This window comes from Gordonia lacunae (assembly GCF_002149015.1).
Taxonomy (GTDB): domain Bacteria; phylum Actinomycetota; class Actinomycetes; order Mycobacteriales; family Mycobacteriaceae; genus Gordonia; species Gordonia lacunae.
The window spans coordinates 1-21,612 of sequence record NZ_NGFO01000044.1 but is presented as its reverse complement, the minus strand read 5'-3'; the positions used below and the strand labels follow the sequence as shown (position 1 = coordinate 21,612).

At 69.4% G+C, this 21,612-nt stretch carries 19 protein-coding genes and 1 pseudogene; 6 read left to right on the top strand and 14 right to left on the bottom strand.

Translation table 11 applies throughout. From position 1 onward, the window contains the following. Positions 1–14: 14 nt before the first annotated feature. The 7 genes and pseudogenes from CA982_RS24155 to nadB form a co-directional block, all read right to left on the bottom strand. A complete protein-coding gene (locus CA982_RS24155) occupies positions 15–2,291 on the bottom strand; it encodes a heavy metal translocating P-type ATPase (protein WP_086537667.1) in 2,277 nt (758 codons plus the stop codon). After that, positions 2,288–2,473: a hypothetical protein gene (locus CA982_RS24150; RefSeq protein WP_086537666.1), complete on the bottom strand. Its 186-nt coding sequence runs from the start codon at positions 2,471–2,473 to the stop codon at positions 2,288–2,290. The genes CA982_RS24155 and CA982_RS24150 overlap by 4 nt, the downstream gene beginning before the upstream one ends. A 2-nt stretch (positions 2,474–2,475) precedes the next feature. Further along, on the bottom strand, positions 2,476–2,682 hold the full coding sequence (locus tag CA982_RS24145; RefSeq protein WP_086537665.1) for a heavy-metal-associated domain-containing protein: 207 nt from the start codon (positions 2,680–2,682) through the stop codon (positions 2,476–2,478). Positions 2,683–2,732: 50 nt separating this feature from the next. After that, positions 2,733–3,026: a metal-sensitive transcriptional regulator gene (locus tag CA982_RS24140; RefSeq protein ID WP_086537675.1), complete on the bottom strand. Its 294-nt coding sequence runs from the start codon at positions 3,024–3,026 to the stop codon at positions 2,733–2,735. A gap of 409 nt (positions 3,027–3,435) precedes the next feature. After that, a complete protein-coding gene (locus tag CA982_RS24135) occupies positions 3,436–4,272 on the bottom strand; it encodes a chromosomal replication initiator protein DnaA (protein WP_086537664.1) in 837 nt (278 codons plus the stop codon). Between the two features lie 178 nt (positions 4,273–4,450). Next, a pseudogene (locus CA982_RS24130) lies at positions 4,451–5,469 on the bottom strand (alpha/beta fold hydrolase). Positions 5,470–5,523: 54 nt separating this feature from the next. Then, on the bottom strand, positions 5,524–7,170 hold the full coding sequence (nadB, locus tag CA982_RS24125) for an L-aspartate oxidase (protein WP_086537674.1): 1,647 nt from the start codon (positions 7,168–7,170) through the stop codon (positions 5,524–5,526). A 210-nt stretch (positions 7,171–7,380) separates the two neighbouring features. Between nadB and CA982_RS24120 the strand changes: the two genes are divergently transcribed. After that, entirely contained in the window at positions 7,381–8,907 is a 1,527-nt protein-coding gene (locus CA982_RS24120) for an FAD-dependent oxidoreductase (protein WP_086537663.1), read from the top strand. Positions 8,908–8,923: 16 nt separating this feature from the next. Here CA982_RS24120 and CA982_RS24115 read toward each other — a convergent pair whose 3' ends face one another. Further along, positions 8,924–9,787, bottom strand: coding sequence for an SDR family NAD(P)-dependent oxidoreductase (locus CA982_RS24115; protein ID WP_086537673.1), 864 nt, complete (start codon positions 9,785–9,787; stop codon positions 8,924–8,926). 304 nt (positions 9,788–10,091) lie between these two features. Here CA982_RS24115 and CA982_RS24110 point away from each other — a divergent pair, with 304 nt between their 5' ends. From CA982_RS24110 to CA982_RS24100, 3 genes are read left to right on the top strand one after another with little or no spacing between them, the layout of a single operon-like run. After that, a complete protein-coding gene (locus CA982_RS24110) occupies positions 10,092–11,693 on the top strand; it encodes a phytoene desaturase family protein (protein WP_086537662.1) in 1,602 nt (533 codons plus the stop codon). Positions 11,694–11,707: 14 nt separating this feature from the next. Continuing rightward, complete coding sequence (locus CA982_RS24105; protein WP_086537661.1) at positions 11,708–12,142, top strand: SRPBCC family protein; 435 nt, start codon at positions 11,708–11,710, stop codon at positions 12,140–12,142. A gap of 40 nt (positions 12,143–12,182) precedes the next feature. Further along, a complete protein-coding gene (locus CA982_RS24100) occupies positions 12,183–12,788 on the top strand; it encodes a flavodoxin family protein (protein WP_086537660.1) in 606 nt (201 codons plus the stop codon). A gap of 9 nt (positions 12,789–12,797) precedes the next feature. Here the strand turns inward: CA982_RS24100 and CA982_RS24095 are convergent, their stop codons facing one another. The 5 genes from CA982_RS24095 to CA982_RS24075 form a co-directional block, all read right to left on the bottom strand. Then, the gene (locus CA982_RS24095) at positions 12,798–14,258 is read right to left on the bottom strand and encodes an aminotransferase class I/II-fold pyridoxal phosphate-dependent enzyme (protein WP_086537659.1); all 1,461 of its coding nucleotides are present in this window, start codon (positions 14,256–14,258) and stop codon (positions 12,798–12,800) included. A 47-nt stretch (positions 14,259–14,305) separates the two neighbouring features. Beyond that, positions 14,306–15,427: a hypothetical protein gene (locus tag CA982_RS24090; RefSeq protein ID WP_086537658.1), complete on the bottom strand. Its 1,122-nt coding sequence runs from the start codon at positions 15,425–15,427 to the stop codon at positions 14,306–14,308. Positions 15,428–15,443: 16 nt separating this feature from the next. After that, positions 15,444–15,653 carry a hypothetical protein gene (locus CA982_RS24085; RefSeq protein ID WP_086537657.1) on the bottom strand — a complete coding sequence of 70 codons (210 nt, stop codon included), beginning with the start codon at positions 15,651–15,653 and terminating at the stop codon, positions 15,444–15,446. Between the two features lie 169 nt (positions 15,654–15,822). Then, on the bottom strand, positions 15,823–16,956 hold the full coding sequence (locus CA982_RS24080) for an Rv2629 family ribosome hibernation factor (protein ID WP_086537656.1): 1,134 nt from the start codon (positions 16,954–16,956) through the stop codon (positions 15,823–15,825). A gap of 75 nt (positions 16,957–17,031) precedes the next feature. After that, positions 17,032–18,075 carry an NAD(P)-dependent alcohol dehydrogenase gene (locus CA982_RS24075; protein WP_086537655.1) on the bottom strand — a complete coding sequence of 348 codons (1,044 nt, stop codon included), beginning with the start codon at positions 18,073–18,075 and terminating at the stop codon, positions 17,032–17,034. Positions 18,076–18,271: 196 nt separating this feature from the next. Between CA982_RS24075 and CA982_RS24070 the strand changes: the two genes are divergently transcribed. After that, positions 18,272–19,639 (top strand): ABC1 kinase family protein, encoded by a 1,368-nt coding sequence (locus CA982_RS24070; RefSeq protein WP_086537654.1) that lies wholly within the window; start codon positions 18,272–18,274, stop codon positions 19,637–19,639. 99 nt (positions 19,640–19,738) lie between these two features. Beyond that, complete coding sequence (gene pgfA / locus CA982_RS24065) at positions 19,739–21,091, top strand: cell envelope lipid trafficking protein PgfA (protein WP_086537653.1); 1,353 nt, start codon at positions 19,739–19,741, stop codon at positions 21,089–21,091. A gap of 212 nt (positions 21,092–21,303) precedes the next feature. Here the strand turns inward: pgfA and CA982_RS24060 are convergent. Then, positions 21,304–21,612 (bottom strand): transposase (locus CA982_RS24060; protein WP_144066109.1); only part of this gene is annotated, 309 nt, incomplete at its 5' end.

Genomic DNA, 21,612 nt, shown 5'->3' with positions numbered 1-21,612 from the left:
AGGGCGGTTGCCGGTCAGCGCCGCGGGGTGAACCCGCGGAGTCGCAGGCTGTTGCCGACGACGAAGACCGACGAGAGCGCCATCGCCGCACCGGCGATCATCGGATTCAGCATCCCAGCGGCGGCCAGCGGGATGGCCGCGACGTTGTATCCGAAGGCCCAGAACAGATTTCCCTTGATGGTGCCGAGTGTCCGACGTGCCAAGGAGATGGCGTCGGCCACCGCGCGCAGGTCGCCGCTCACGACGGTCAGGTCACTCGCCGCCATCGCGACGTCGGTCCCGGTACCCATCGCGAGGCCGAGATCCGCCTGGGCGAGCGCCGCGGCATCGTTGATCCCGTCGCCGACCATCGCCACCACGTGGCCCTGCTCCTGCAGTTCGGCGATCACCTCCAGCTTGCGTCGCGGGCTGACGCCCGCGGTGACGTCGTCGATCCCGACGCTCGACGCCACGGCGCGGGCGGCGCCCTCGTTGTCGCCGGTGAGCAGCTTCGGCGTCAACCCCAGTCGCCGGAACTCGGCGATCGCCGCAGCCGACGACGGCTTGACCCGGTCGGCCACCACGACGACCCCCACGGGAACCTGTTGTCCGACAGCAGCTTCGGAGAATCTTTCGGCGACCAGCACGACGACTGCGGTCGCGCCGTCCGATTCGGCGATGGCCACGGCGTCGTCGAGTGACCGTGGCAGGGGCACGTCGACCTTGCTCGGCGACACCACCGTCACCAACCGGTCACCGACGACCCCGGTGACGCCCGCGCCCTGCGTGGAGACGAAGTCACGGACGTGCGAGTCGATGTGGTCGCGCCCGGCGTCGACGATGGCGGCCGCGATCGGATGTTCCGATCCCGATTCCACCGATGCGGCCCAGCCCAGGACCTGCTCGCTCGTGTACCCATCGGCGACGGTGATCCCGGACAGGGTCATCTCGCCCGTCGTCACGGTGCCCGTCTTGTCCAGCACGATCGTGTCGACCCGTCGCGTCGATTCCAGCACCTCCGGGCCCTTCAGCAGGATGCCCAACTGCGCGCCTCGCCCGGTGCCGACCATCAGCGCCGTCGGCGTGGCGAGTCCGAGCGCACACGGGCACGCGATGATGAGGACCGCGACGGCGGCGGTGAACGCGAAGGTCACATCGCCGCCGGCGAAGTCGGTCGTCGATGCCACGCCGAGCCAGAAGCCCAGGGTGGCAAGCGAGATCGCGATCACGATCGGCACGAAGACCGAGGAGATCCGATCGGCCAGACGCTGGACGTCGGCTTTGCCCTCCTGCGCCGCCGTCACCATACGGGCCATCTGGGCGAGTGCGGTGTCGGAACCGACGGCGGTCGCGCGGACGACGAGGAGGCCGCTCGTGTTGACGGTCGCGCCGACCACCGAGTCGCCGACGGTGACCTCGACCGGCACCGATTCGCCGGACACCATCGACGCGTCGACCGCCGACGCACCATCGACGACGACGCCGTCGGTGGCGATCTTCGCACCGGGACGGACGACGAACTCATCGCCGACCGTCAACTCCGCGATGGGGATTCGGGTCTCGGTGCCGCCGGGGCGTCGGACGACGACGTCCTTGGCCCCGAGGTCCATCAGTGCGGCGAGCGCGTCACCGGCCCGCCGTTTGGCACGCTTCTCGAAGTAGCGGCCCGCGAGCAGGAAGGTCGTGACGCCGGCGGCGGCCTCGAGGTAGATGTGCGACGACCCGTCGGTCCGCTGTGGCAGCAGGTCGAAGCCGTGGGTGAGCCCGGGAGTGCCCGCGGTCCCGAGGAACAGCGCGTACAGCGACCATCCGAACGCCGCGAGAGTGCCGACGGACACGAGGGTGTCCATCGTCGTCGCGCCGTGACGCAGATTGATCCACGCCGCGCGGTGGAACGGATAGGCGCCCCACACGACGACCGGCGCCGCAAGGGTCAGGGACAGCCACTGCCAATAGGTGAACTGCAGTGCCGGGACCATCGCGAGAGCGATCACCGGCACCGAGAGGATCGCGGACACGATCAGGCGCTGTCGGAGACCGTCGAGTTCGGGATCGCCGGACCCCGCTCCCGGGTGTTCCGGAGCATCGGGGCGGATCGGCGATGCGTCGTAACCGGCCGCGCGGACCACCTCGACGAGGTCGCCGGCCGCCAGACCTGCGGGTACCTCGACGTGGGCGCGCTCGGTCGCGTAGTTCACCGACGCGGTCACGCCGTCGAGCTTGTTGAGCTTGCGCTCGATGCGGTTGGCGCAGGACGCGCAGGTCATGCCGGAGATGTCCAGGTCGACCAGTTGCCCGGTGCTCGCGGTCATGGATGATCACCTCCGTGCGAATCGGATGACGGTTCGTCGGTGACCACGACGCCGTGCGACGGCGCGTCGTGCGTCACCGGCTCGACATCGGGTCCCCATGCCCGGCCGACGCCGAACGCGATCGCGAAGACCGCGATCAGCGCGACGACGTAGGCGAGGGGCCCGGTGGCAGCGGATCGCATGGTCAGCCCAGCGCGTAGCCGGCTTCGGTGACGGCCGCCGCGACCTCGTCGCGGCCGATTTCGCGTTCGGCCGACACACGCACCGAGCCGTCGTCGACGGTCACCTCGACGCTCGTCACGCCGGGCAGGGCCTCGATCTCCTCACGGACCGATGCGGCGCAGTGCCCGCAGGTCATGCCGGTGACGGTGTAGGTGCTGGTGGTGCTCATGTCTGTACTCCTGGGATCGTCGTGGTTGTGGGGAGGCCGAGCAGGACCGGTCAGGATCTGACCAGGCGCGTGATCGCCGCCATGGCCTCGTCGACCTTGGCCTTGCCGGCTTCGTCGCTCTCCTGCGCGGCATGAACCACGCAGTGCGCCATATGCTCTTCGAGCAGGCCGAGACTGACCGCCTGCAATGCCTTGGTCATCGCCGACACCTGCGTGAGGATGTCGATGCAGTAGGTGTCCTCCTCGACCATGCGCTGCAGGCCGCGTGCCTGCCCTTCGATGCGCTTGAGCCGGCGGAGGTAGTCGTCCTTCCGGCCGATGTAGCCGTGTTGGTGCTCGTCCATGATTCTCCCGTCCGGATACCCCGCAAGGGTATGCTCGACCAGGTATACCACCATGGGACGAATAACGGTACCCCCCTACCGTATCTTCGGGTTCGAGCACGTCATCGCTGTAGTCCGCCTCTGGGGAGTCGCCGGCCCTTCGTGGCTCGTCGCTTGCGCTCCTCGCACCTCAGTTTCTGCGGCCTGGCGGCCGTCGTGGACTACTAGACAACCGTCGTGCTCGGTGCGGCGACCACATTCACTGCTCCCTGAGGAGCGAGCTTGCGAGCGTCACGAAGGGTCTCGCAAGCTCGTCTCGCCAAGACCCTTCGTGACGCGCCCTCCGCAAGCTCCGGGCGCTCCTCAGGGAGCAGGGGCTATAACGGCTCTTTCGGATTAGGAAGCGTGAGGTGGACCGCGAGGAGACCCGCTACGAGCGCAGTGCGGCGGCCAGCTTCGCCAGGGCGGTGGCCACCTCGTCGAGCGCGGCTCCGATGGCTGCCGCTCGTGTCGCGTCGAAACCCGGTGCGCCGTGGTCCGGCGCGGGTACGGCCGGGAGGTTTCCCGGCGTGACGGGGGCCGGTTCCGCACCCTGGCTGCCGAGGCCGGCATCGTTGCGATCGTGTCCGTCCACGGGATCGACGGGGTCCGTCGCCGGCGAGTAGGCGACGTCATAGGCGTCGGAGCGGTGGCGTCGGCCGTGGTAGTCGTCCGCGGCCTGTGGCTCGACGTTGGTCGAGCGCCGGCCGCCGCGGTACGACGTGTTCGGTTCCGGATCGGCGGACGTGGGGGGCTGCGCCGACAGGGAAGCCGCCGGGTGTGAGTCGGGCAGGCGGTGCGAACCCATCCGCGACGAACCCGGTCGCGGCGGGGACTGACGCAGCGGATCGACGCCGCGATCAGGCGCGCCGGTCTGCGGGTTGGGCGCACCCGCCCCGCTCATCACCGACGGAGCGTGCCCATTGCTGCGCGCGTAGAAGTGCGGACCGCCGTGTCCGGCGAAGAACACGCACCCCGCGCCTTCCGGAGACGGCACCGGGCAGGGGTTGCGTTCGATGAGGGACTGCGCGCGGTCGTCGAAGTCGTTCCACTCGAGCCACAGCCGCCGGTCATGCCGCGGATGCGTGCTCGCATCGGTGGCGTGATTACCCCGGTGACCGATCGCCAGCCGGCACTGCAGCAACCAATCGGAGTCACCCGACAGGCCCAGCGCCGCGCGTTCGGCCGGCCGGCACACCACCGTCGACCAACAGCCCTCGCCGTTCATACGGACTCCCCTTCATGCCTTGCATCGCCGCGAGATCTTCGCACGACCACACCACTGTGTCGCGCACGGTCGTCTGCTCGTGCCCGTCGGCATCGTGCCGCCCGGTAGCAAGCCCCCCGGCATGCATTTCTGCGGTGGCCGCTCCCCCGTGGCCACGGTGTGGTGAAGATCCCGCGGGTCAGTCTACGAAGCGGGCCGGTCCGGTGCCACCCCTTGGCCCCGCGCGTCCGAAGTGACGAACGCGCGGATTCTCCCGTTCACCTCATCCGGCCGGTCGAGGTGCAGAAAATGGCCTGCCCCGGCGACGACCGCGGCCGCGCTGCCGGCCGGCAGCACCTCACGGACCCGGTCGGCGAGGCGCGACTGCATACAACCGTCGTCGGCTCCGTGCAGATACAGCGTGGGGCAACGCGGTTCACCCAGCCAGTCGTTCCGCAGCGCGGCGTAGCGAGGGTGCGTCCGCGGTCGGCGGAGCGCGCGGTAGTACCCGAGTGCCGCCGTCCGGTGCGCGAAGGTGGGCAAGGCCGCCAAGGCGTGGTCGACGTCGAGCCGGTGATCGGGCCGCGCGCCGGCGCCGGTGTTCAGTCGCCAGCGTCGCCACAGCAGCGGGATCAGTCGGTGAAGCACCCGTTCGGGTAGCCACGGCAACTGATTGAATGCGATGTACCAGCTCATCAGCGCCTGGCGACCGAGGGTCCTGGCGCCGTCGATCCCACCGGAGAGCGAGCGGCGTACCGCCGGGACCGGCGGCACCGACATCGAGACCACCGCCGCGAACGGATTGTCATCGCGGTGCGCCACCGCGTTCGCCGTCATCGCGCCCCAGTCGTGTCCGATCAACACCGCGTCGGCGCCCGCACCGACCGCGTGATGAACCCCGATCGCGTCGTAGGCGAGTGCAGCGACGTGAAAGTCGTTGTCCGCCGGCATCTCCGACGGTGAGTAGCCGCGCGTGAAAGGAGCTATCACCCGATGACCGGCGGCGGCGAGCTCGGGCCCGAGGTGTCGCCACGTCCAGGCCGAGTCGGGGAACCCGTGCAGGCAGACGACGACCGGCCCGCCCACGGGGCCCCACGCCAGCGCATGCAGGGTGACGTGTCCGAGTTCGAGGGTGATCCGTTCCGGGTTCGCGGTGGCCGGGTCATCGCGATCGGGGCCGACATCGCGCCCTGGACCGTCTGCTGAGAACTGGGTCATCGACGCCAATCTAACGCCGGCGGCTCCCCGCGCGCATCGACTTCACCGGTCACGTCACCCGGGGACGGCCGCGGGCCGGGCTTCCCGCAGTTCGCCGTCGACGATTCGGAACACCCGCGACTCCGCCACGTCGCCGGTCAGTGGGAAGTCCGTGCGGACGTGCGCGCCCCGCGACTCGGTGCGCGCCGCCGCCGCCGCAACGACCGCTGATGCGGTGAGCGTGAGGGCCGCGTCCTCGACATCGCGCACCGACTCCGCCATCCGACGGGGCGCGCCGGCGATCGTGTCGGCGGCCGCGGCGAGTCCCGAAGCCGACCGCCGCAGGGCCACCTGCCGCGTCATCATGTCCTGGAGCAACCCCCGCTCCAGGATGGGGACCGGCTGCTCGAACCGCCGGCCACCGGCTTCCGGCATCGGGAGACCTCGTCGCCCGACCGCGACGGCGGCCGCGCGGCGCCCCATCACCAGACCTTCGAGAAGGCTGTTCGACGCGAGACGGTTGGCGCCGTGCAACCCGGTGCGCGCGACCTCGCCCGCCGCGAGCAACCCGTCCACCGCCGTGCGGGCCGACTCGTCGGTGACGACGCCCCCGCACAGATAGTGGGCTCCCGGCACGACCGGGATACGGCCGCCCGCGGGGTCGAGCCCGGCCGCGCGCACTCCGGCGGTCACCGTGGGGAAGCGGTCCTCGAAGTCGACGACGCCGCTGACATCGAGGTAGACGCACGGGTGCCCGGTGAGTTCGATCGCCGTCTGCACGGCGTCGGCCACCACGTCGCGGGGGGCGAGATCGCCCATCGGGTGGACACCTTCGGTGACCGGCCGGCCCTCGACGTCGACGAGTCGGCCGCCCTCCCCGCGCACGGCCTCGCTGATGAGGGTCCGGCGTCCCCGCGCGCTCTCGGTGTAGAGCATCGTCGGGTGGAACTGGATGAACTCGAGATCGGCCACCTGGGCCCCGGCGCGCAGGGCGAGAGCGATGCCGTCACCCGTCGAGCCCGCCGGATTGGTGGTGGCGGCGTAGAGGTGCCCGGTTCCCCCGGTCGCGAGCAGCACGGTCGGGGCCAGCACCGACACCGCACGCCCCGCCCGCAGGCAGGCGACGCCGACGGCGCGTCCGTCGTCGAGGAGGACCGCGGTGGCGATCGTGTCGTCGAGGAATCGGATCGGCGGGGCGTCACGGGCGTCGTGACCCGGGTGCCGGACGGCCTCGTGCAGGGCCCGCTGGATCGCAGCACCGGTCGCATCGCCCCCGGCGTGGATGATGCGTCGCCGGGTGTGACCACCTTCGCGGGTGCGCAGCAGTGCACCGTCGGCGTCCCGATCGAAGTCGGCACCCCACCCGATCAGAGCCGACACCGAGGCCCATCCGTCGGCGAGGATGAGACCCGACGCCGTCGGGTCGGTGAGTCCGGCGCCGGCCGCGATCGTGTCGGCGAGGTGGCGGTCCACCGAGTCGGGGCCCTCCGGCCCCTGCACCCCGGGCATCACCACTGCGACACCGCCCTGGGCGTAGAACGTCGAGGTCGGCTGCTCCCGGCTGGAGGCGTTCCATCGCGGCCCCTTGTTGAGCACGACGACCCGGAGCCCGTCCCGGGCAGCCCACAGCGCCGCGGTCAGACCGGCGATACCGGCACCCACCACCACGAGGTCGGCGCGGACCGTTCGCTCGGTGACCTCCGCACGCATGGACCCGCTCATGTCGACCGCCTCTCGCCGCGGCATCGGATGCCCCGGCCTCCGGGCAACACTCCGGCCACGTTTTCGATTCCCAGTCGAAAACCTTACCCCGTGGCGGGACCGGCCGTCATGCCCGATTCCGGCTGCGTTTTTGACCGCCTCCGGCTGCGATGTTTGACCGCCTCCGGCTGCGATGTTTGACCGCCTCCGGCTGGGGCAAACCCGGACACCATGAAAACCCTCTGGTTCGACCCCGCGGGCGAGGCAGCCCCCGACTTCCTGCCCGATGTCCGTCCGGAGACGATGCCGATCGACGTCGTCGACACCTTCGACCAGGTCGTCGTCGGCGGCGGGATCACGGGCCTCACCACCGGTCTCCTGCTCGCCCGCGCCGGCCAGTCGGTCGCGGTCCTGGAAGCACGACACATGGGTGCCGCAGCGACCGGCCACACCACCGGCAAACTCTCACTGCTGCAGGGCACCCGGTTGTCGTCGATCGCGAGTCGCCACGGGCACGCCGCCGTCCAGGACTACGTCGAGGCCAATCGCGAGGGCCAGGCCTGGCTGCGGCACTATCTCGAACACCGGGGCCTGCAGGTCGAGGAGCGCGCGGCACTCACCTTCGCGGCCACCGCGTCCGGTGCGAAGTCGGTCGAGAAAGAGTACGAGGCGTGCCGCGCCCACGATCTCCCGGTCGAGCACGTCGACTGCCCCGAGCTACCCTTCGACGTCCGCACCGCGATCCGCCTCGACGGTCAGGCGCAGATCGACCCGATGGTCGTGCTGCGCGCCCTCGCCGACGACCTGCGCGCGCATGGTGGCCACTTCTACGAGGGCGTCCGCGTACAGGGACTGCGTCACGGCTCGCCGAACGTCCTGTCGACCGACGCCGGTGACGTGCGCGCCGACTCGGTGGTCATCGCCACCGGACAGCCCTTCCTCGACCGCGGCGGTTACTTCGCCCGGGTCCATCCACAGCGCTCCTACGCCGCCGCGTTCACCGTCGACGGGGAGATCCCCCGCGAGATGTACCTGGGCTCGGACAACCCCTCGGTCTCCCTGCGGACGATCACGCGCCCCGGCTACGACGGAGAGCTGTTGATGGTCGGCGGATTCGGCCACGAGGTGGGACGCACGAAGTCCGAGCGACAGCACGTCCTGGACATGCTGAGCTGGACCCAGAAGCACTTCCCCAGCGCCCAGATGGTCGCGCGGTGGTCAGCCCAGGATTACACGACGATCGACGAACTGCCCTACGTCGGACCGATCCTCCCGGGCGTCGACTCCGTGCAGGTGGCGACCGGTTTCGCCAAGTGGGGCCTCACCAACGGTGTCGCCGCGGCGCTCGCCATGACCGGGCGGATCCTCGGGTCCGAGCCCTCGTGGTCGACGACCCTGCGTCCGTGGCGCACGACCGAGATCAGCCGGCCGGGGTCACTGGCGTCGGCGGTGTCGGCGAACGCTCAGGTCGCCGGGTACATGGCGGCCGGGTATCTCTCGCTGCTGAAGCCCGCGGACGGGGCGCCGAAGGAGGGCGACGGCAGCGTCGGACGCTCCGGCGTCAAGCCCGAGGGAGTGTGCACGGTGGAGGGACAGACGCGGTCGGTCGCGCCGCTGTGCACCCACCTCTACGGCGTGCTCCGGTGGAACGACGCCGAGCAGTCCTGGGACTGCCCGCTGCACGGTTCGCGGTTCAGTCACACCGGCGAGGTCCTCGAAGGTCCGGCGACGCGAAACCTGGCTTCGCACAACGACTGACGTCGCCACACCGAGTTCACCGCGAACGCGACGCCCCCGGGACGGCGCCGGCCTGGGTCCCTCGGAGAGCGGCCGCCCCCAGGATCCGGCCGAACACCGGCCGGGTCAGCGTCGCCACCGGACGCTGCACCGCGCCGGCCAGCAGGCGCACGCCCAGATCGATTGCACGCGCGTCGAATCCGACCGGGATGCGGTCGCGGCCCGCCAGCACGCCGTGCAGGATCGCCGCGGCCGCCGCCTCCGGCCTGGTCCCGGGCAGGCGGTGGTTGAATCCGCGCGTGACGTAGTCCCGCACCCCCGGTGTCACATAGAGTGCGCGCGCGGCGATCTCGGTGTGGACGGCACCGGGGTGCACCACGTGCAGCCGGACACCCGAACCGTCGGCCCGCAGCTGCTGCTGAACGGTCTCGGAGTAGCCGCGCGCAGCGAACTTCGACGCCGAGTACGCGGATTGCGCGGGCGAACCGAGTAGACCGAATGCGCTCGAGGTGTTCACGATGGAGCCGCCGCCGGCCGCCTCGAGGTGCGGGAGGAAGGCGACCGTGCCGTTCACGACGCCGCCCAGGTTGACGGACATGATCCGCCGCGCGTACTCGTCGTCCTCCTCGAGGACCCCGGCCACCATCGTGATCCCGGCGTTGTTGAACACCATGGCCGGCGCGCCGGACCTGCCGACGACGGAGTCGGCATAGGCCGACATCGCATCGGCGTCGGAGACATCGACCTCGTCGAAGTGCACACGGTCACCGGCGTCGCAGAGTCGCACCGTCTCGAGGGCGGCGGCCACGTCGACGTCGCTCAGGTACACCTCGACGCCCGCACGATGGAGTCGTCGCGCCAACGCCCGTCCCATTCCCGCCCCGCAGCCGGTGATCACCACCGGCCGTCCCGCGCATCGTCGTTTCAGCCGATGGTCGGTGACCTGCGGATGCCACAGGCGTTCGGGCGGAAACGGCAGGTCCGGGAGTCGCGACCGTAGATCAGCCGAGTTCGTCACCCGAGCGCACTACCCCCCGTACCGGGGCACTACACATCGACCATGACCGCCGGGCACAGTGCGACTCGACGCGCCCGCGTCCACCGTCTGCGTTTACCGTCTGGGGCGGCGGGTACCCCGCGCACCGGACGGACGAGCACGGTGAACGGGCCCGGATGCAAGTGACATCGACGAGAGGAGTCGACCGGTGAGCGTGTCGGACGCAGTGGTCATCGGAGCCGGTCACAACGGCCTCATCGCCGCGATACGCCTCGCCGACGCCGGCTGGGATGTCACGCTCCTCGAAGCGCAGCCCGAGGTCGGCGGTGCGGTCCGCAGTGCGGAGCTCACCCCCGGCTACGTGACCGATCTGTTCAGCGCCTTCTACCCGCTCGCGGTGGCGTCCCCGGTCTTCGCCGACCTCGACCTCGCAGGCCACGGCCTGCAGTGGAGCCGCGCACCGCTGGCCTTCGGCCATCCGGCCGGACCCGACGACGTCGATGCGCCCGTCGTGTTCCCCGACGCCGCCGACACCGCCGCTCACCTCGCCACCTTCGACGAGCGCGACCGGCGGGCCTGGCTCGACCTGGTCGAGCAGTGGCAGCAGCTCCGGCCGGCCATCCTCGACACGCTGTTCGGCCCGTTTCCGCCGGTCCGAGCCCTGCTGTCGGTGTTGCGTTCCCTCGGCACCGCCGACGCCCTGCGACTGGGCCGTTTCCTGATCCTGCCTGCCGATCAGATGGTGCGGGAGCTGTTCCACAGTGAGAAGGCCGGTCTGCTGATCCTCGGCAACGCCCTGCACGCCGACATCCCACTGCACGCTCCCGGCAGCGGCCTGATGGGCTATCTGCTGACCATGCTCGGCCAGGACACGGGGTATCCGGTGCCGGTCGGCGGGGCGGGGGAACTGTCGGCGGCGTTGCGACGCCGCGCCGAGAGCGCCGGGGTGACCGTCGTGTGCGAGACACGCGCCACCGGCATCGATGTCCAGGGCGGACGGGCGACCGGGGTCGTGGACAGCACCGGTCGCCGATGGCCCGCGAGACGAGCAGTTCTCGCCGACGTCTCGGCGCCCGCGCTGTACACCGAACTGCTCTCGGCCGACGACGTGCCGGCCCGTGTTCTCGACGATCTGCGAACCTTCACCTGGGACACCCCCGTGGTGAAGGTGAACTATGCGTTCGGGGAGAAGATCCCCTGGCGCAGCGCGAATCTCGGTGGCGCCGGCACGGTGCATCTCGGTGCGGACGCCCGCAACATCGCCTACTCGTCCGCCGACATCGAAACCGGTCGAGTCCCCGAACACCCGTTTCTGCTCTTCGGTCAGATGACCACCGCCGACCCCGGCCGATCCCCCGCCGGCACGGAGAGCGCCTGGTCCTATAGTCATCTCCCGCGCGGGGTGACCGACGACGACGCGGCGCAACTGCTGGCCCGGCGCATGGACGCGGTGCTCGAGGCGCACGCGCCCGGTGTCTCCGACCTCATCGTGGGACGGCACGTCCAGACGCCGCACGACCTCCAGGCGGCCGATGCCAACCTGGTCCACGGCACGGTCAACGGCGGCACGGCACAGCTGTTCCAGCAGTTGATCTTCCGTCCGACGCCGAACCTCGGCGGTGCGTCGACACCGGTGGACCGGCTCTACCTGGCCGGGTCGGGGGCACATCCGGGCGGCGGCGTGCACGGCGCCTGCGGCAACAACGCCGCACGCGCCGCCCTGGCCTCGGACGGACTCCGCGGTCTACCGCGACGAGTGTTCGACCGCAACGTCATCCGTCGCCTGACGAAGACCGACAACAACCACTGAACGGAGATCGGAGCATGAACCGAGTCGAACGCCAGACGAGCGCAACACCGGCGCAGGTGTGGTCGGTGCTCTCGAATGGCTGGCTGTATGCATCGTGGGTCGTGGGGGCCTCCCGCATCCGCGACGTCGACCAGTCGTGGCCGCAGGCGGGATCGAAGATCCACCACTCGGTGGGAGTGTGGCCTGCGCTGCTCAACGACGAGACGGAATCCGTCGAATCGAAGGCCGGGCTCCTCGAATTGTCGGCGGCCGGCTGGCCTTTCGGACGCGCCCGCATCCGCATGACCGTGGAGAAGGACGGGAACGGTTCCCGGATCGGCATGGAGGAGTTCGTGGAGACCGTGCCGCTCAGGTGGATTCCGCCGACGATCCAGGAGACGGTCATGTCGCCGCGCCTGAACGAGTGCCTCAAACGACTGGCGATGCTCGCGGAGAATCACGCGAGCTGACAGAGGTTGCGTCCGCGTCGGTACGGGGTACCCGACCGGCATGACCACAGCACTCGCGATCACCTGCACCCTCAAACCCTCACCTGCCGAGTCGAGCAGCGACCTCATCGCCCGGCACATCCTCGACGCACTCGCCGACCAGGGCGTCGCCGGGGACACCATCCGCGCGGTGGACCACGACATCCGGCCCGGAGTCGAACGGGACATGGGCGACGGAGACGCATGGCCCGCGCTCTTCGAGCGGATCGCCGCCGCCGACATCCTGGTAATCACCACCCCGACGTGGTTGGGCCACATGTCGAGCGTGGCACAGCGCGTCCTCGAGCGCCTCGATGCGGAGATCTCCGAGACCGACGACGCCGGCCGGCCGGCCATGCTCGGGAAGGTCGCCATGTGCGGCGTCGTCGGCAACGAGGACGGCGCGCACAAGATCATCGCCGACATCTTCGGCGCGCTCAACGACATCGGGTTCACGATCCCCGGGCAGGGCAACACCTACTGGAACGACGAGGCCATGGGCGGCCGCGACTACAAGGATCTCGACTCGGTACCCGACCCCGTCGACTCGGCGACCCATGCCGCGGCCCGCAACGCGGCACATCTCGGCCGGTTGCTGTCGCAGAACAGCTTTCCGCCGTACGAATGAGCCCGGGATCTAGCGGACGACCTTGATCGTCTCCAACGCGTCGTCAGCGGCGTCCGGCAGGTTCATGCCCGCGTTCTTCCCGGTGCGCAGGTACTTCACGACCGCCTCGTCGAGTACCTCGCCCGGCACGACCACAGGAATTCCGGGCGGGTAGGGCGTGATCTGCTCGGCGGCGATCCGTCCGGGGGCCTCGTCCAGCGACACCGCCTCGGTGTCCCCGAAAAAGGCATCCCGGGGCAGCATTCGATTCTCCAGCTGCAGGTCGTCCGGAGACGGCTGCCAGATCGCCGGGGGTGTCTCGAAGTCGGTTGCAGCACGGGATAATTCGCTCAGCGCGTCGAGGAGGCGAGCCGCGGTTCCCTCGTCGTCGGCATGCGAGAGGGTGGCCAGGATGCGCCGGTGATCGCTCAACCCGACATCGACGCGACAGTTCTCCCGCAACCAGTCGGCGCACTGGTAGCCATTGACGCCCAACTCGCTCACATCGATGAGCACCTGCATCTCGTCGAGGTCATGACTCGCCTCCTCGTGGAGGAGCTCGTCGTGCATGACCTTCAGCCCGGGGATCTCGTCCACGCTGCGGCGGACAGATCGAGCCAGTTCGAGTGCCCTGCCGAGGATCTCGCGGCCAGATTCCACCATGAAGCGGCGCCAGCCGTCCAGAGCCGAATAGATCAGGACGTTCGGACTGGTGGTCATCAGCAGATCCGCGCACTGCGACAGCCGGGTCCGGTCCACCAGGTCGCCCTGCACGTGGAACACCGATCCCTGTTCGAACCCGGCTCCCATCTTGTGGACGCTGACCACGCAGACGTCGGCGCCGGCATCCATGGCCCAGGTGGGCAACTCATCGTGAAACGGCAGGTGCGCGCCCCACGCCTCGTCGACGATGAGCGGCTTGCCGAACTCGTGGCAGACATCGGCGATGGCACGGATGTCGGCACAGGTGCCGTACGGCGTCGGACTCACGAGCAGCAGACCGGAGGCCTGCGGATCGGTCTCCCACGCCTTGCGGACCTCCTCCGGCGACGGTGGGTGGGTCAGATGGAGGGTCTGATCCCACCGCGGCCGAACCCAGCGCGGGCGCAGACCCGAGAAGATCAATCCTGCAACGATCGACTTGTGTGCGTCCCTCGTGATGAGCAGTTCGCCGTTCTCGCCGCCCGCGACGGCCATCATCGCCGCCTTCACCGACAGTGAACTACCGCAGGTCGAGAAGAAGGCCATCTCGGCGCCCACCGCCTCGGCCATCAGGTTTTCCGCGTCGGAGAGATAGCCGCCCGTCATCCGCCGGTCGTCGAGGCCACCCGCGGCCAGTACGTCCGAGGCGAAGGCGTCCGCACCGATCGCGACCCGGGTCCGGTCGTCCACGCCCCGCCCGTGCCGGTGACCTGGTGGCGTGAACCCGTAGCGTTCGTCGCGGCGGTACGCCTCGAGGGCTTCCAGGAGCGGTGCGCGAGACTGGTCCATGATGACTGACTCCTCAGGGTGCGGTCGGTCGTCGAAGGCTTGTGCGGTCAGTGGATTTCGTTGTCCGGTCGGTGTCCGGCATCCTCGGATGCCTGTCGCCGCAGGCGCTCTCGATATCCATAGGTGGCGCGCAGGACATCGCCGTAGCTGTCGGCGCTCGACCCCAGGGCGCCGGCGAAGATCCCCATCGACGTCGCCAGCCACGCGAGGTACACGTAATTGCGAAGGCCCACCGGATATCCCAGTTGTGCGGCGAGGAAGTTCTCCTCGATGACGATGAGCGCGGCGGCGAGGGTCGCCACGAACAACCCGGCATACAACACCACCGCACTGAACACGACGGTGCAGACCGTGGCCATGTTGTACAGACGCGCGCGCGGTTTCGCGGTGACCGTTGCGCGTTCCCACAACCGGTTGTTGGTGATGAGCCACACCGAGGCGAGGACCAGTGACAACAGGGTGATCGCGGCCAGACGCCACGCACTCAACGCATTGGCCATCGACCAGATGGTCGAGAAGAAGATGCCGAACGACGCTGCGGCCGCGGCCGCGGCCGTCATGCCCGTGAGAGTCGGGATCAACCGCCACGGCCGGTTTCCCCGGACCATTCCGGCCATCAGCTTGAGTCGGCGCGAATAGCCCTCGGCGCAAACGTATTCGGTGTTGTCATCGCGGATGACGACGATGCCGCGCTGCCGCTCGAACTCGCCCACCGAGTCGCCGCCGGTGACCGTCCCGGCGATGGTCGCGATCAGGGTCCGCAGCGCTCGCCGGGGAGCCGGGCCGAGAGCGGGGAGGGAGACGACGGCGGCGTTCCGCTCGCGATCCAGTTCGGCCAGCACCACGAGATTCCGGGGGCTGCGGTCGTCTCCGTCGGCGTCCCGCGGCTTGTACAGGCGCGGCATCTCGGTGACGAACACGATCACCTCGTCCGCCGTGTCGTCGGTGCCCCAGACAGTCTCCAGATCACCGCGCGGCGTCATCTGCAGCGTGGTGTCCCTGGTGACGGTGTACCCGCGGTACTCCAGCGCCAGTTCGTCGGCGATCCGCTCGATCCGGTCCTCGCCACCCTGGACCAGGGTGGCGGGCAGCCCGTGCTCGGCGACGATGCGCAACGCACCGGCTCGCCGGCTGTCAGGCTCCTGGCTGGTCATGTGCTCTGCCGTCATGATCGGAGTAGCGCTCTCAGTCCGGCGGTTCGGCCTCGCCCGCCGCAGGAGAGCCCGGGTCGTCCTCATCGTCTCGGGCGGTGGCGGCGGACGGGTCCACCTGCTCGTCTGTGTCGGGTTCGACGACGGTCCGCTCCTCGAGTTCGTCGACCTTGCGTCGAGCGTCGTCGGGCGTCGCGTCCGGCGTGCCGGTCTCGGCCGGTTCCATGGGCAGTTCTTCGGTCATCGTGTGCGTCGACCCTCCGGTTGATGTCGCTCGGTGATGCCTCTGTCAGGTGGACGGGTTCCCGTTCGTCGCACCGGGCAAACCCGGCCCGACGCGCGAGGCTGCTGCCGCCCGGGCGCCGGTGCGACGGGTTGGTTTCGGTTGCGGGTGAACCGGGTTGACCGGTACCTCAGTTGCCGGCCGGCGTCCTCGGTGCATACCGCAGTACGGCGCCCACCCCGTCGCGCGGGGAGATGCGCTCGTCGATCCGAACCAGACCGGCACCGGTGAGGACCGCCGCCATCGGCAACGCCTCGTCGGCACGTAGCGTGCGCTCCGGCGGTACGCCCAACTCCGACAGGTTCTCCGGTGTCGGCGCGACGGTGGCGAGGCCGCCCGCGGCGTCACCGCCGTCGAACACGGTCGTGTCGTCGAGGTCGCCGATGATGAGTGTCTCGACCTCACCGTTGCGAAGGGCTCCGCACACCGCCGTCAATCCCTCGACGGCGAGCGCGGGCTCGTGTCCGAGCCCCGCCTGCAGACTCTCCGCCGCGTCGGCCATCGTGCGGTTCTGGCGAAGTCCCAGTTCGGTGGTCACCGCCGCACGGATGGCGTCGTCGGCGATGCCGCTGTCGCGGGCTCCCAGTTGGAGATCGATCAACCGCTCGGCGAGCCGATCGGGAGCCGCCGACCGCAGGTCCGACATCGACGAGAGCTCGCCGATCACGAAGACGATCTCGGGCTGGTCCGCGTCGACGATCTCGGTCAGGCGGTCGGCGATCTGCCGGATGTTCTTGCGATTCTGTTCGTCGCTGCGCTGCTGCGGATCCCCATATCCCGGCGACTCGGCACCGGCTGCGTGATGGATCGGATAACCTTCTCCCTCAACAGTTTCCCGCGTCAGCAACGAGCCGCCCGCCTCGACGAGCTCGATGTCGGCGCCGGCGTGGTCGACGGCGGCGATCACGTGCCGCGGGGCACTCGTGCCGTGTTCGACGAGCGGGACCAGGTAGGGCACCGGCGAATACCGCGCCACCGGTGTGACCGGTGGGCGGATGAGGTGTTCGTCGAGCAGCACGCCGTCGGGACCCGCGATCACTGCACGCCCGCTCGGCCCGACCGCGGGCGTGCCGTCGAGCAGGGTGGTGCCGATCGTCTCCACCACCGCCGCATCCGCCCCCGCCGACTCGAGTTCCTCACGCAGAGCCCGCCAGCGGAGTTCCACCGCATGTGCGGCGTTCTCGGTGTTGTGGGAGTCGTCGATGTAGATGGTGGCGAACGGTCCGGTCGCGGTCGCCAGTTCGCGGAATCGGGTCGAATCCATGTGCGGCCTCCTTGCCTGATGTCGGGGCATGTCGACTCTCGGCGGGTGCCCACCGGCTTCAGGAGGCAAACATGGCTACAGAGTCGAGGTGTCGATCACGAAGCGGTAGCGCACATCCGACGCCACGACGCGGTCATAGGCCTCGTTGATCCGGTCCGCCGAGATCACCTCGATCTCGGCACCGATGCCGTGCTCGGCGCAGAAGTCGAGCATCTCCTGCGTCTGCGCGATGCCACCGATCATCGAACCGGCGAAACTGCGGCGCTTGCCGATCAGCGCACCCGCGGGCACGTCGATCGGATGTTCGGGCAACCCGAGTTCCACCAGCGTGCCGTCGAGGGCGAGCATGCCCAGGTATCTGCCGATCGGGAGATTGGCCGACACGGTGTTCAGGATGAGGTCGAAGGTGTTCCGCAGTTCGCGGAAGGTCTGCGGGTCGCCGGTCGCATGGTAGTGGTCGGCTCCCAGGCGCAGGCCGTCCTCCATCTTCTTCAGCGACTGCGACAGCACCGTCACCTCGGCGCCGAGCGCGTGGGCGATCTTGACCCCGACGTGACCGAGCCCGCCGAGGCCGACGATCGCCACCTTCTTTCCCGGACCGGCGCCCCAGTGCCGCAGTGGTGAGTAGAGCGTGATCCCGGCACACAGCAGCGGGGCCGCCTCGTCGAGTGCGATGCCGTCGGGAATCCGGAGGACGTAGTTCTCGTCGACGACGATCGACGTGCTGTATCCGCCGTGTGTGGGTGTCCCATCGCGACCGACGGCGTTGTAGGTGCCCACGTTGCCGCGCTCGCAGTACTGCTCCTCGCCGAGCCGGCACGGTTCGCACTCGCGGCACGAGTCGACGAAACAGCCCACGCCGACCCGATCACCCACGGCATACCGGGTGACGGCGTCGCCGACGGCCGCGACCGTCCCGGCGATCTCGTGGCCGGGGACCACCGGGAACCTGGTCCCACCCCATTCGTCGCGGGCGGTGTGGATGTCGGAATGACAGATCCCGGCGAACGCGATGTCGATCGACACGTCGTTCGGGCCCAGATCGCGTCGCTCGATGGTGGTGGGCTCGAGCGGACGATCGGCTGCCGGGGCGATGTAGGCGTTGACCGTGGTGGGCATGCGGACTCCTCGGTACACATTCGATGGCTGGCAGAGGGGGTGGTGCGCGACGCACCGACGACACACGAACAGATGCGGGCTGATGCATGTGTCCGACGCCGCCAGTGTGCCCCGCGCGCGGCCTCGGTGCCATAACGGCACGTCGCGGGGTCGAGGGCACTGGATCCGGCGTCGATGATCGTTACAATGACCGACGGTGACGATCAACAGCTCAGTCGACGACGGTCAGCGCACGCAGTTGCACCCGGTGTCCCCCATCGCCGAGCTCACGCGATTCGGGACGACCACCGCTCACGCGGCCGCGGGCGTCGGACGTCTCGTCCTCCACACGGCAGGCGACGCCTTGCGAGGTCGCGCACCCGGCGCCGCCCGCGTCGCACACGAGATCCGGACCACCTTCGAACACCTGGGGCCGACGTATGTGAAGCTCGGGCAGCTCATCGCCTCGAGTCCCGGCGTGTTCTCCGAGTCCATGTCCGCCGAGTTCGAATCGCTGCTCGACCGGGTGAAACCGGCCGACCCGGCACTCATGCGCGAACAGTTCATCGCCGAACTCGGCCGCGGACCCGAAGAGGTCTTCGCCACGTTCGACCCGGTGCCGATCGCCTCGGCGTCGATCGCCCAGGTGCACACCGCGACCCTGCACAGCGGCGAGGAGGTGGTGGTCAAGATCCAGCGCCCGGGCATCGCCGACCGGCTGGCACCGGACGTCGCGATCCTCGAGCGCCTGGCCGGCCTCGCCGAGATCTCCGAGTACGGGCGGATGCTCAGCGCCCGGCATGTGGTCGAGGACTTCGCGGCCGGACTCGACGCCGAGCTGGACTTCCGCATCGAGGCCGACACCATGCGCGAGTGGTTCGCCTGCCTCCAGCCGGGACCGTACGGCGACCGCGTGCGCGTCCCCCACGTCTACGACGACTTCACGACACAGCGCGTGCTGACCATGGAGCGAATCCACGCGACCCGCATCGACGACGCCGCGGCCGTGCGCGCCGCCGGCCACGACGGTGTCGCGCTGTGCCGCAATCTCCTACTGTCCCTGCTGGACTCGGCGTTCCACGGCGGCCTGTTCCACGGCGACCTGCACGCCGGGAACGTCCTCGTCGACGATGCCGGCAAGCTGGTCCTCCTCGACTTCGGCATCGTCGGCCGGTTCACCCCCCGCACGCGACGCATCCTGCGCCAGCTCGTCGTCGACCTCGTGGTCCGCGGTGACCACGAGTCCGCGGGCCGTGCCATCTTCCTCCTCGGCGCCGTGCACAAGCCGGGATCGACGACCCAGGGCGCCGCGGACATCAAGAAGGTGACGACCCCGCTGTCGACCGCCGAGCTCGGTTCGATGTCCTACACCGATCTCGGTCGCCAGCTCGCCGCCGTCGCCAAGGCCCACGACGCGCGCCTACCGCGGGAACTCGTCCTCGTCGGAAAGCAGCTGCTGTACGTGGAGAAGTACACCAAACTGCTGGCGCCCCGATGGAAAGCGATGTCCGACAAGGAGATCTACGGCTACATGGCCGGCATCCTGAAGGAGGCCGAGCGCGATCGTCGAGCCGATCGGGGCTGACCGGACGCCGCCCATTCCGGCATGTCGGACCCACTGTGCCCATCTGTGGCAAACGCGACAGTTAGGGTGGGAGCGATCAGCTGATTCCAGGAGTCACACATGAGACGTTTTGTGCCGGCAGTGCTGGCCTTCTTCGGCGCTGCGTGCATCGCGGCGGCCATCGCCATACCGCTTTATCTCGTGCCGCAGTTGAAGGTGGTTCCGCTCGATCTGGACATCACGTCCGACGCCACCACTGTTGCCGCGGACGGTTCGACCGGAGAGCGCTTCCCAGCGGTGATCTTCGATCGTTGCTCGGTGTCCGAGGACCGTGCCCGCACTCTCGAGGCGCACCTCACGCAGCAGCGACGTTCGATCATCATCGAGCCGTCGGACAGCCGCCAGGCCAGCCTGCAGTCGGCGCAGACCGTGCGTATCGACCGCCTGCGCGATGCCGAGGGAACCGAGACCGAACCCACCTTCGCCGCCGCGGGCGAGACCCGCACGTGTGAGGACGGACTGCTGACCGCGACCATCGACCGCGTGTCGGTGAATCGGAAGACCTCGGCACCCAACGGTGCGGTCAGCTCGCTGCAGCTCGAGGCGGTCCCCGAAGGCGGGAACGTCAACGACGTGTCGGTCGCCATCGACAACCGCACCGGCTACCAGTACAAGTTCGGCTTCGACGTGCAGCAGCGCGACTACCCGTACTACGACCTCAACACCCGCCAGGACTGTGCGGCGAAGTTCGAGGGCGAGGAGACCATCGACGGGGTGAAGACGTACCACTTCGTGTGTGACGTCCCGGAGACCGATCTCTCCAACCTCCCGAACGCGCAGGGCGAGGCGGCACTGGGCACGATGCTGACGATGCCCGCCCGCTGGTGGGGCATCACCGGGCGCGGGGTGCGGGCGAACGACCCGATCACCATGCACCGGTACGCCGCCGCGACGCGCCACGTGTGGGTGGAGCCGCAGACCGGGACCATCGTCGACGGTCGCGAGGACCAGCACCAGTACTTCAAGTCCCCCGACCAGAGCGACGCCACTCCGCAGGCGGTCCGCGATTTCCGCATGGACGCCCTGAAGGGCACCTTCAAGTGGACCGACGACACCGTCTCCAACCAGGCGGGCAAGGCAAGCGGATACATCGACCAGCTGAAGGTCGGTGGCGTGTGGGTGCCGATCATCCTCGGCATCGTCGGCCTCATCCTGCTCATCGCCGCCGTGCTGCTGTTCTTCCGCGGACGCCGTGACGACACCCGGGTGGACGACACCCCGCCGCCCACGACTCCGCCCGCCGACGAGCGCGACACCACGCTGATCAAGCGCGACGCACCGCCGGCCGGAGCAGCGCCGGCAGGCGCGAATCCCTGGGAGCGACCGACCGAGCAGATCCCCAAGGTCGGCGACACGCCGCCGGCCGACGACTCGGCCACGCGCACCTTCCGCAAGCAGCCCCCTCCCGAATAGGGAGCAACAGAGCGACCACCCGCGGGCGCATCCGGTATCCACCGGGTGCGCCCGCGGTGTTTTCGAACCCGGCGGGAGAGCCGGCACCACCGGGCGTCTTCTGCTCCCTGAGGAGCGCCCGGAGCTTGCGGAGGGCGCGTCACGAAGGGTCGGCGACCGAGGCTGTGAAACCCTTCGTGACGCTCGCAAGCTCGCTCCTCATAGCTCCTATGTCAAGCGGCGTCGTGTTGTGGGGTTGTGCGGTTGTGGTGATCGAGGGTGAGGTTGTTGTAGACGACGCGGGCCAGACGTCGCTTGAGGCAGCGCATGGCGTCGCGTTTGGTTTTGCCTCCGTCGCGTTTGCGTTGGTAGTAGGTGTGGCCGAGGGACTCGGGCATGCGGGCTTGGGTCAAAGCGATGCGGTGCAGGGCGGCGTTGAGTTGTCTGTTGCCTGAGCGGGTGAGGCGATGGCGGCCGGGGTTGGCCGACCACACTGGCACGGGTGCGACGCCGGCGTGTCGGGCGAACTGTGCCTCGGTACC

Coding starts and splice junctions, on each gene's coding strand:
- CA982_RS24075 (WP_086537655.1), bottom strand. CDS start 18,075: ATGCCCACCACGGTCAACGCCTACATCGCCCCGGCAGCCGATCGTCCG.
- CA982_RS24080 (WP_086537656.1), bottom strand. CDS start 16,956: ATGGATTCGACCCGATTCCGCGAACTGGCGACCGCGACCGGACCGTTC.
- CA982_RS24085 (WP_086537657.1), bottom strand. CDS start 15,653: ATGACCGAAGAACTGCCCATGGAACCGGCCGAGACCGGCACGCCGGAC.
- CA982_RS24135 (WP_086537664.1), bottom strand. CDS start 4,272: ATGAACGGCGAGGGCTGTTGGTCGACGGTGGTGTGCCGGCCGGCCGAA.
- CA982_RS24105 (WP_086537661.1), top strand. CDS start 11,708: ATGAACCGAGTCGAACGCCAGACGAGCGCAACACCGGCGCAGGTGTGG.
- CA982_RS24090 (WP_086537658.1), bottom strand. CDS start 15,427: ATGACGGCAGAGCACATGACCAGCCAGGAGCCTGACAGCCGGCGAGCC.
- nadB (WP_086537674.1), bottom strand. CDS start 7,170: ATGAGCGGGTCCATGCGTGCGGAGGTCACCGAGCGAACGGTCCGCGCC.
- CA982_RS24155 (WP_086537667.1), bottom strand. CDS start 2,291: ATGACCGCGAGCACCGGGCAACTGGTCGACCTGGACATCTCCGGCATG.
- CA982_RS24140 (WP_086537675.1), bottom strand. CDS start 3,026: ATGGACGAGCACCAACACGGCTACATCGGCCGGAAGGACGACTACCTC.
- CA982_RS24100 (WP_086537660.1), top strand. CDS start 12,183: ATGACCACAGCACTCGCGATCACCTGCACCCTCAAACCCTCACCTGCC.
- CA982_RS24095 (WP_086537659.1), bottom strand. CDS start 14,258: ATGGACCAGTCTCGCGCACCGCTCCTGGAAGCCCTCGAGGCGTACCGC.
- pgfA (WP_086537653.1), top strand. CDS start 19,739: ATGAGACGTTTTGTGCCGGCAGTGCTGGCCTTCTTCGGCGCTGCGTGC.
- CA982_RS24150 (WP_086537666.1), bottom strand. CDS start 2,473: ATGCGATCCGCTGCCACCGGGCCCCTCGCCTACGTCGTCGCGCTGATC.
- CA982_RS24120 (WP_086537663.1), top strand. CDS start 7,381: ATGAAAACCCTCTGGTTCGACCCCGCGGGCGAGGCAGCCCCCGACTTC.
- CA982_RS24145 (WP_086537665.1), bottom strand. CDS start 2,682: ATGAGCACCACCAGCACCTACACCGTCACCGGCATGACCTGCGGGCAC.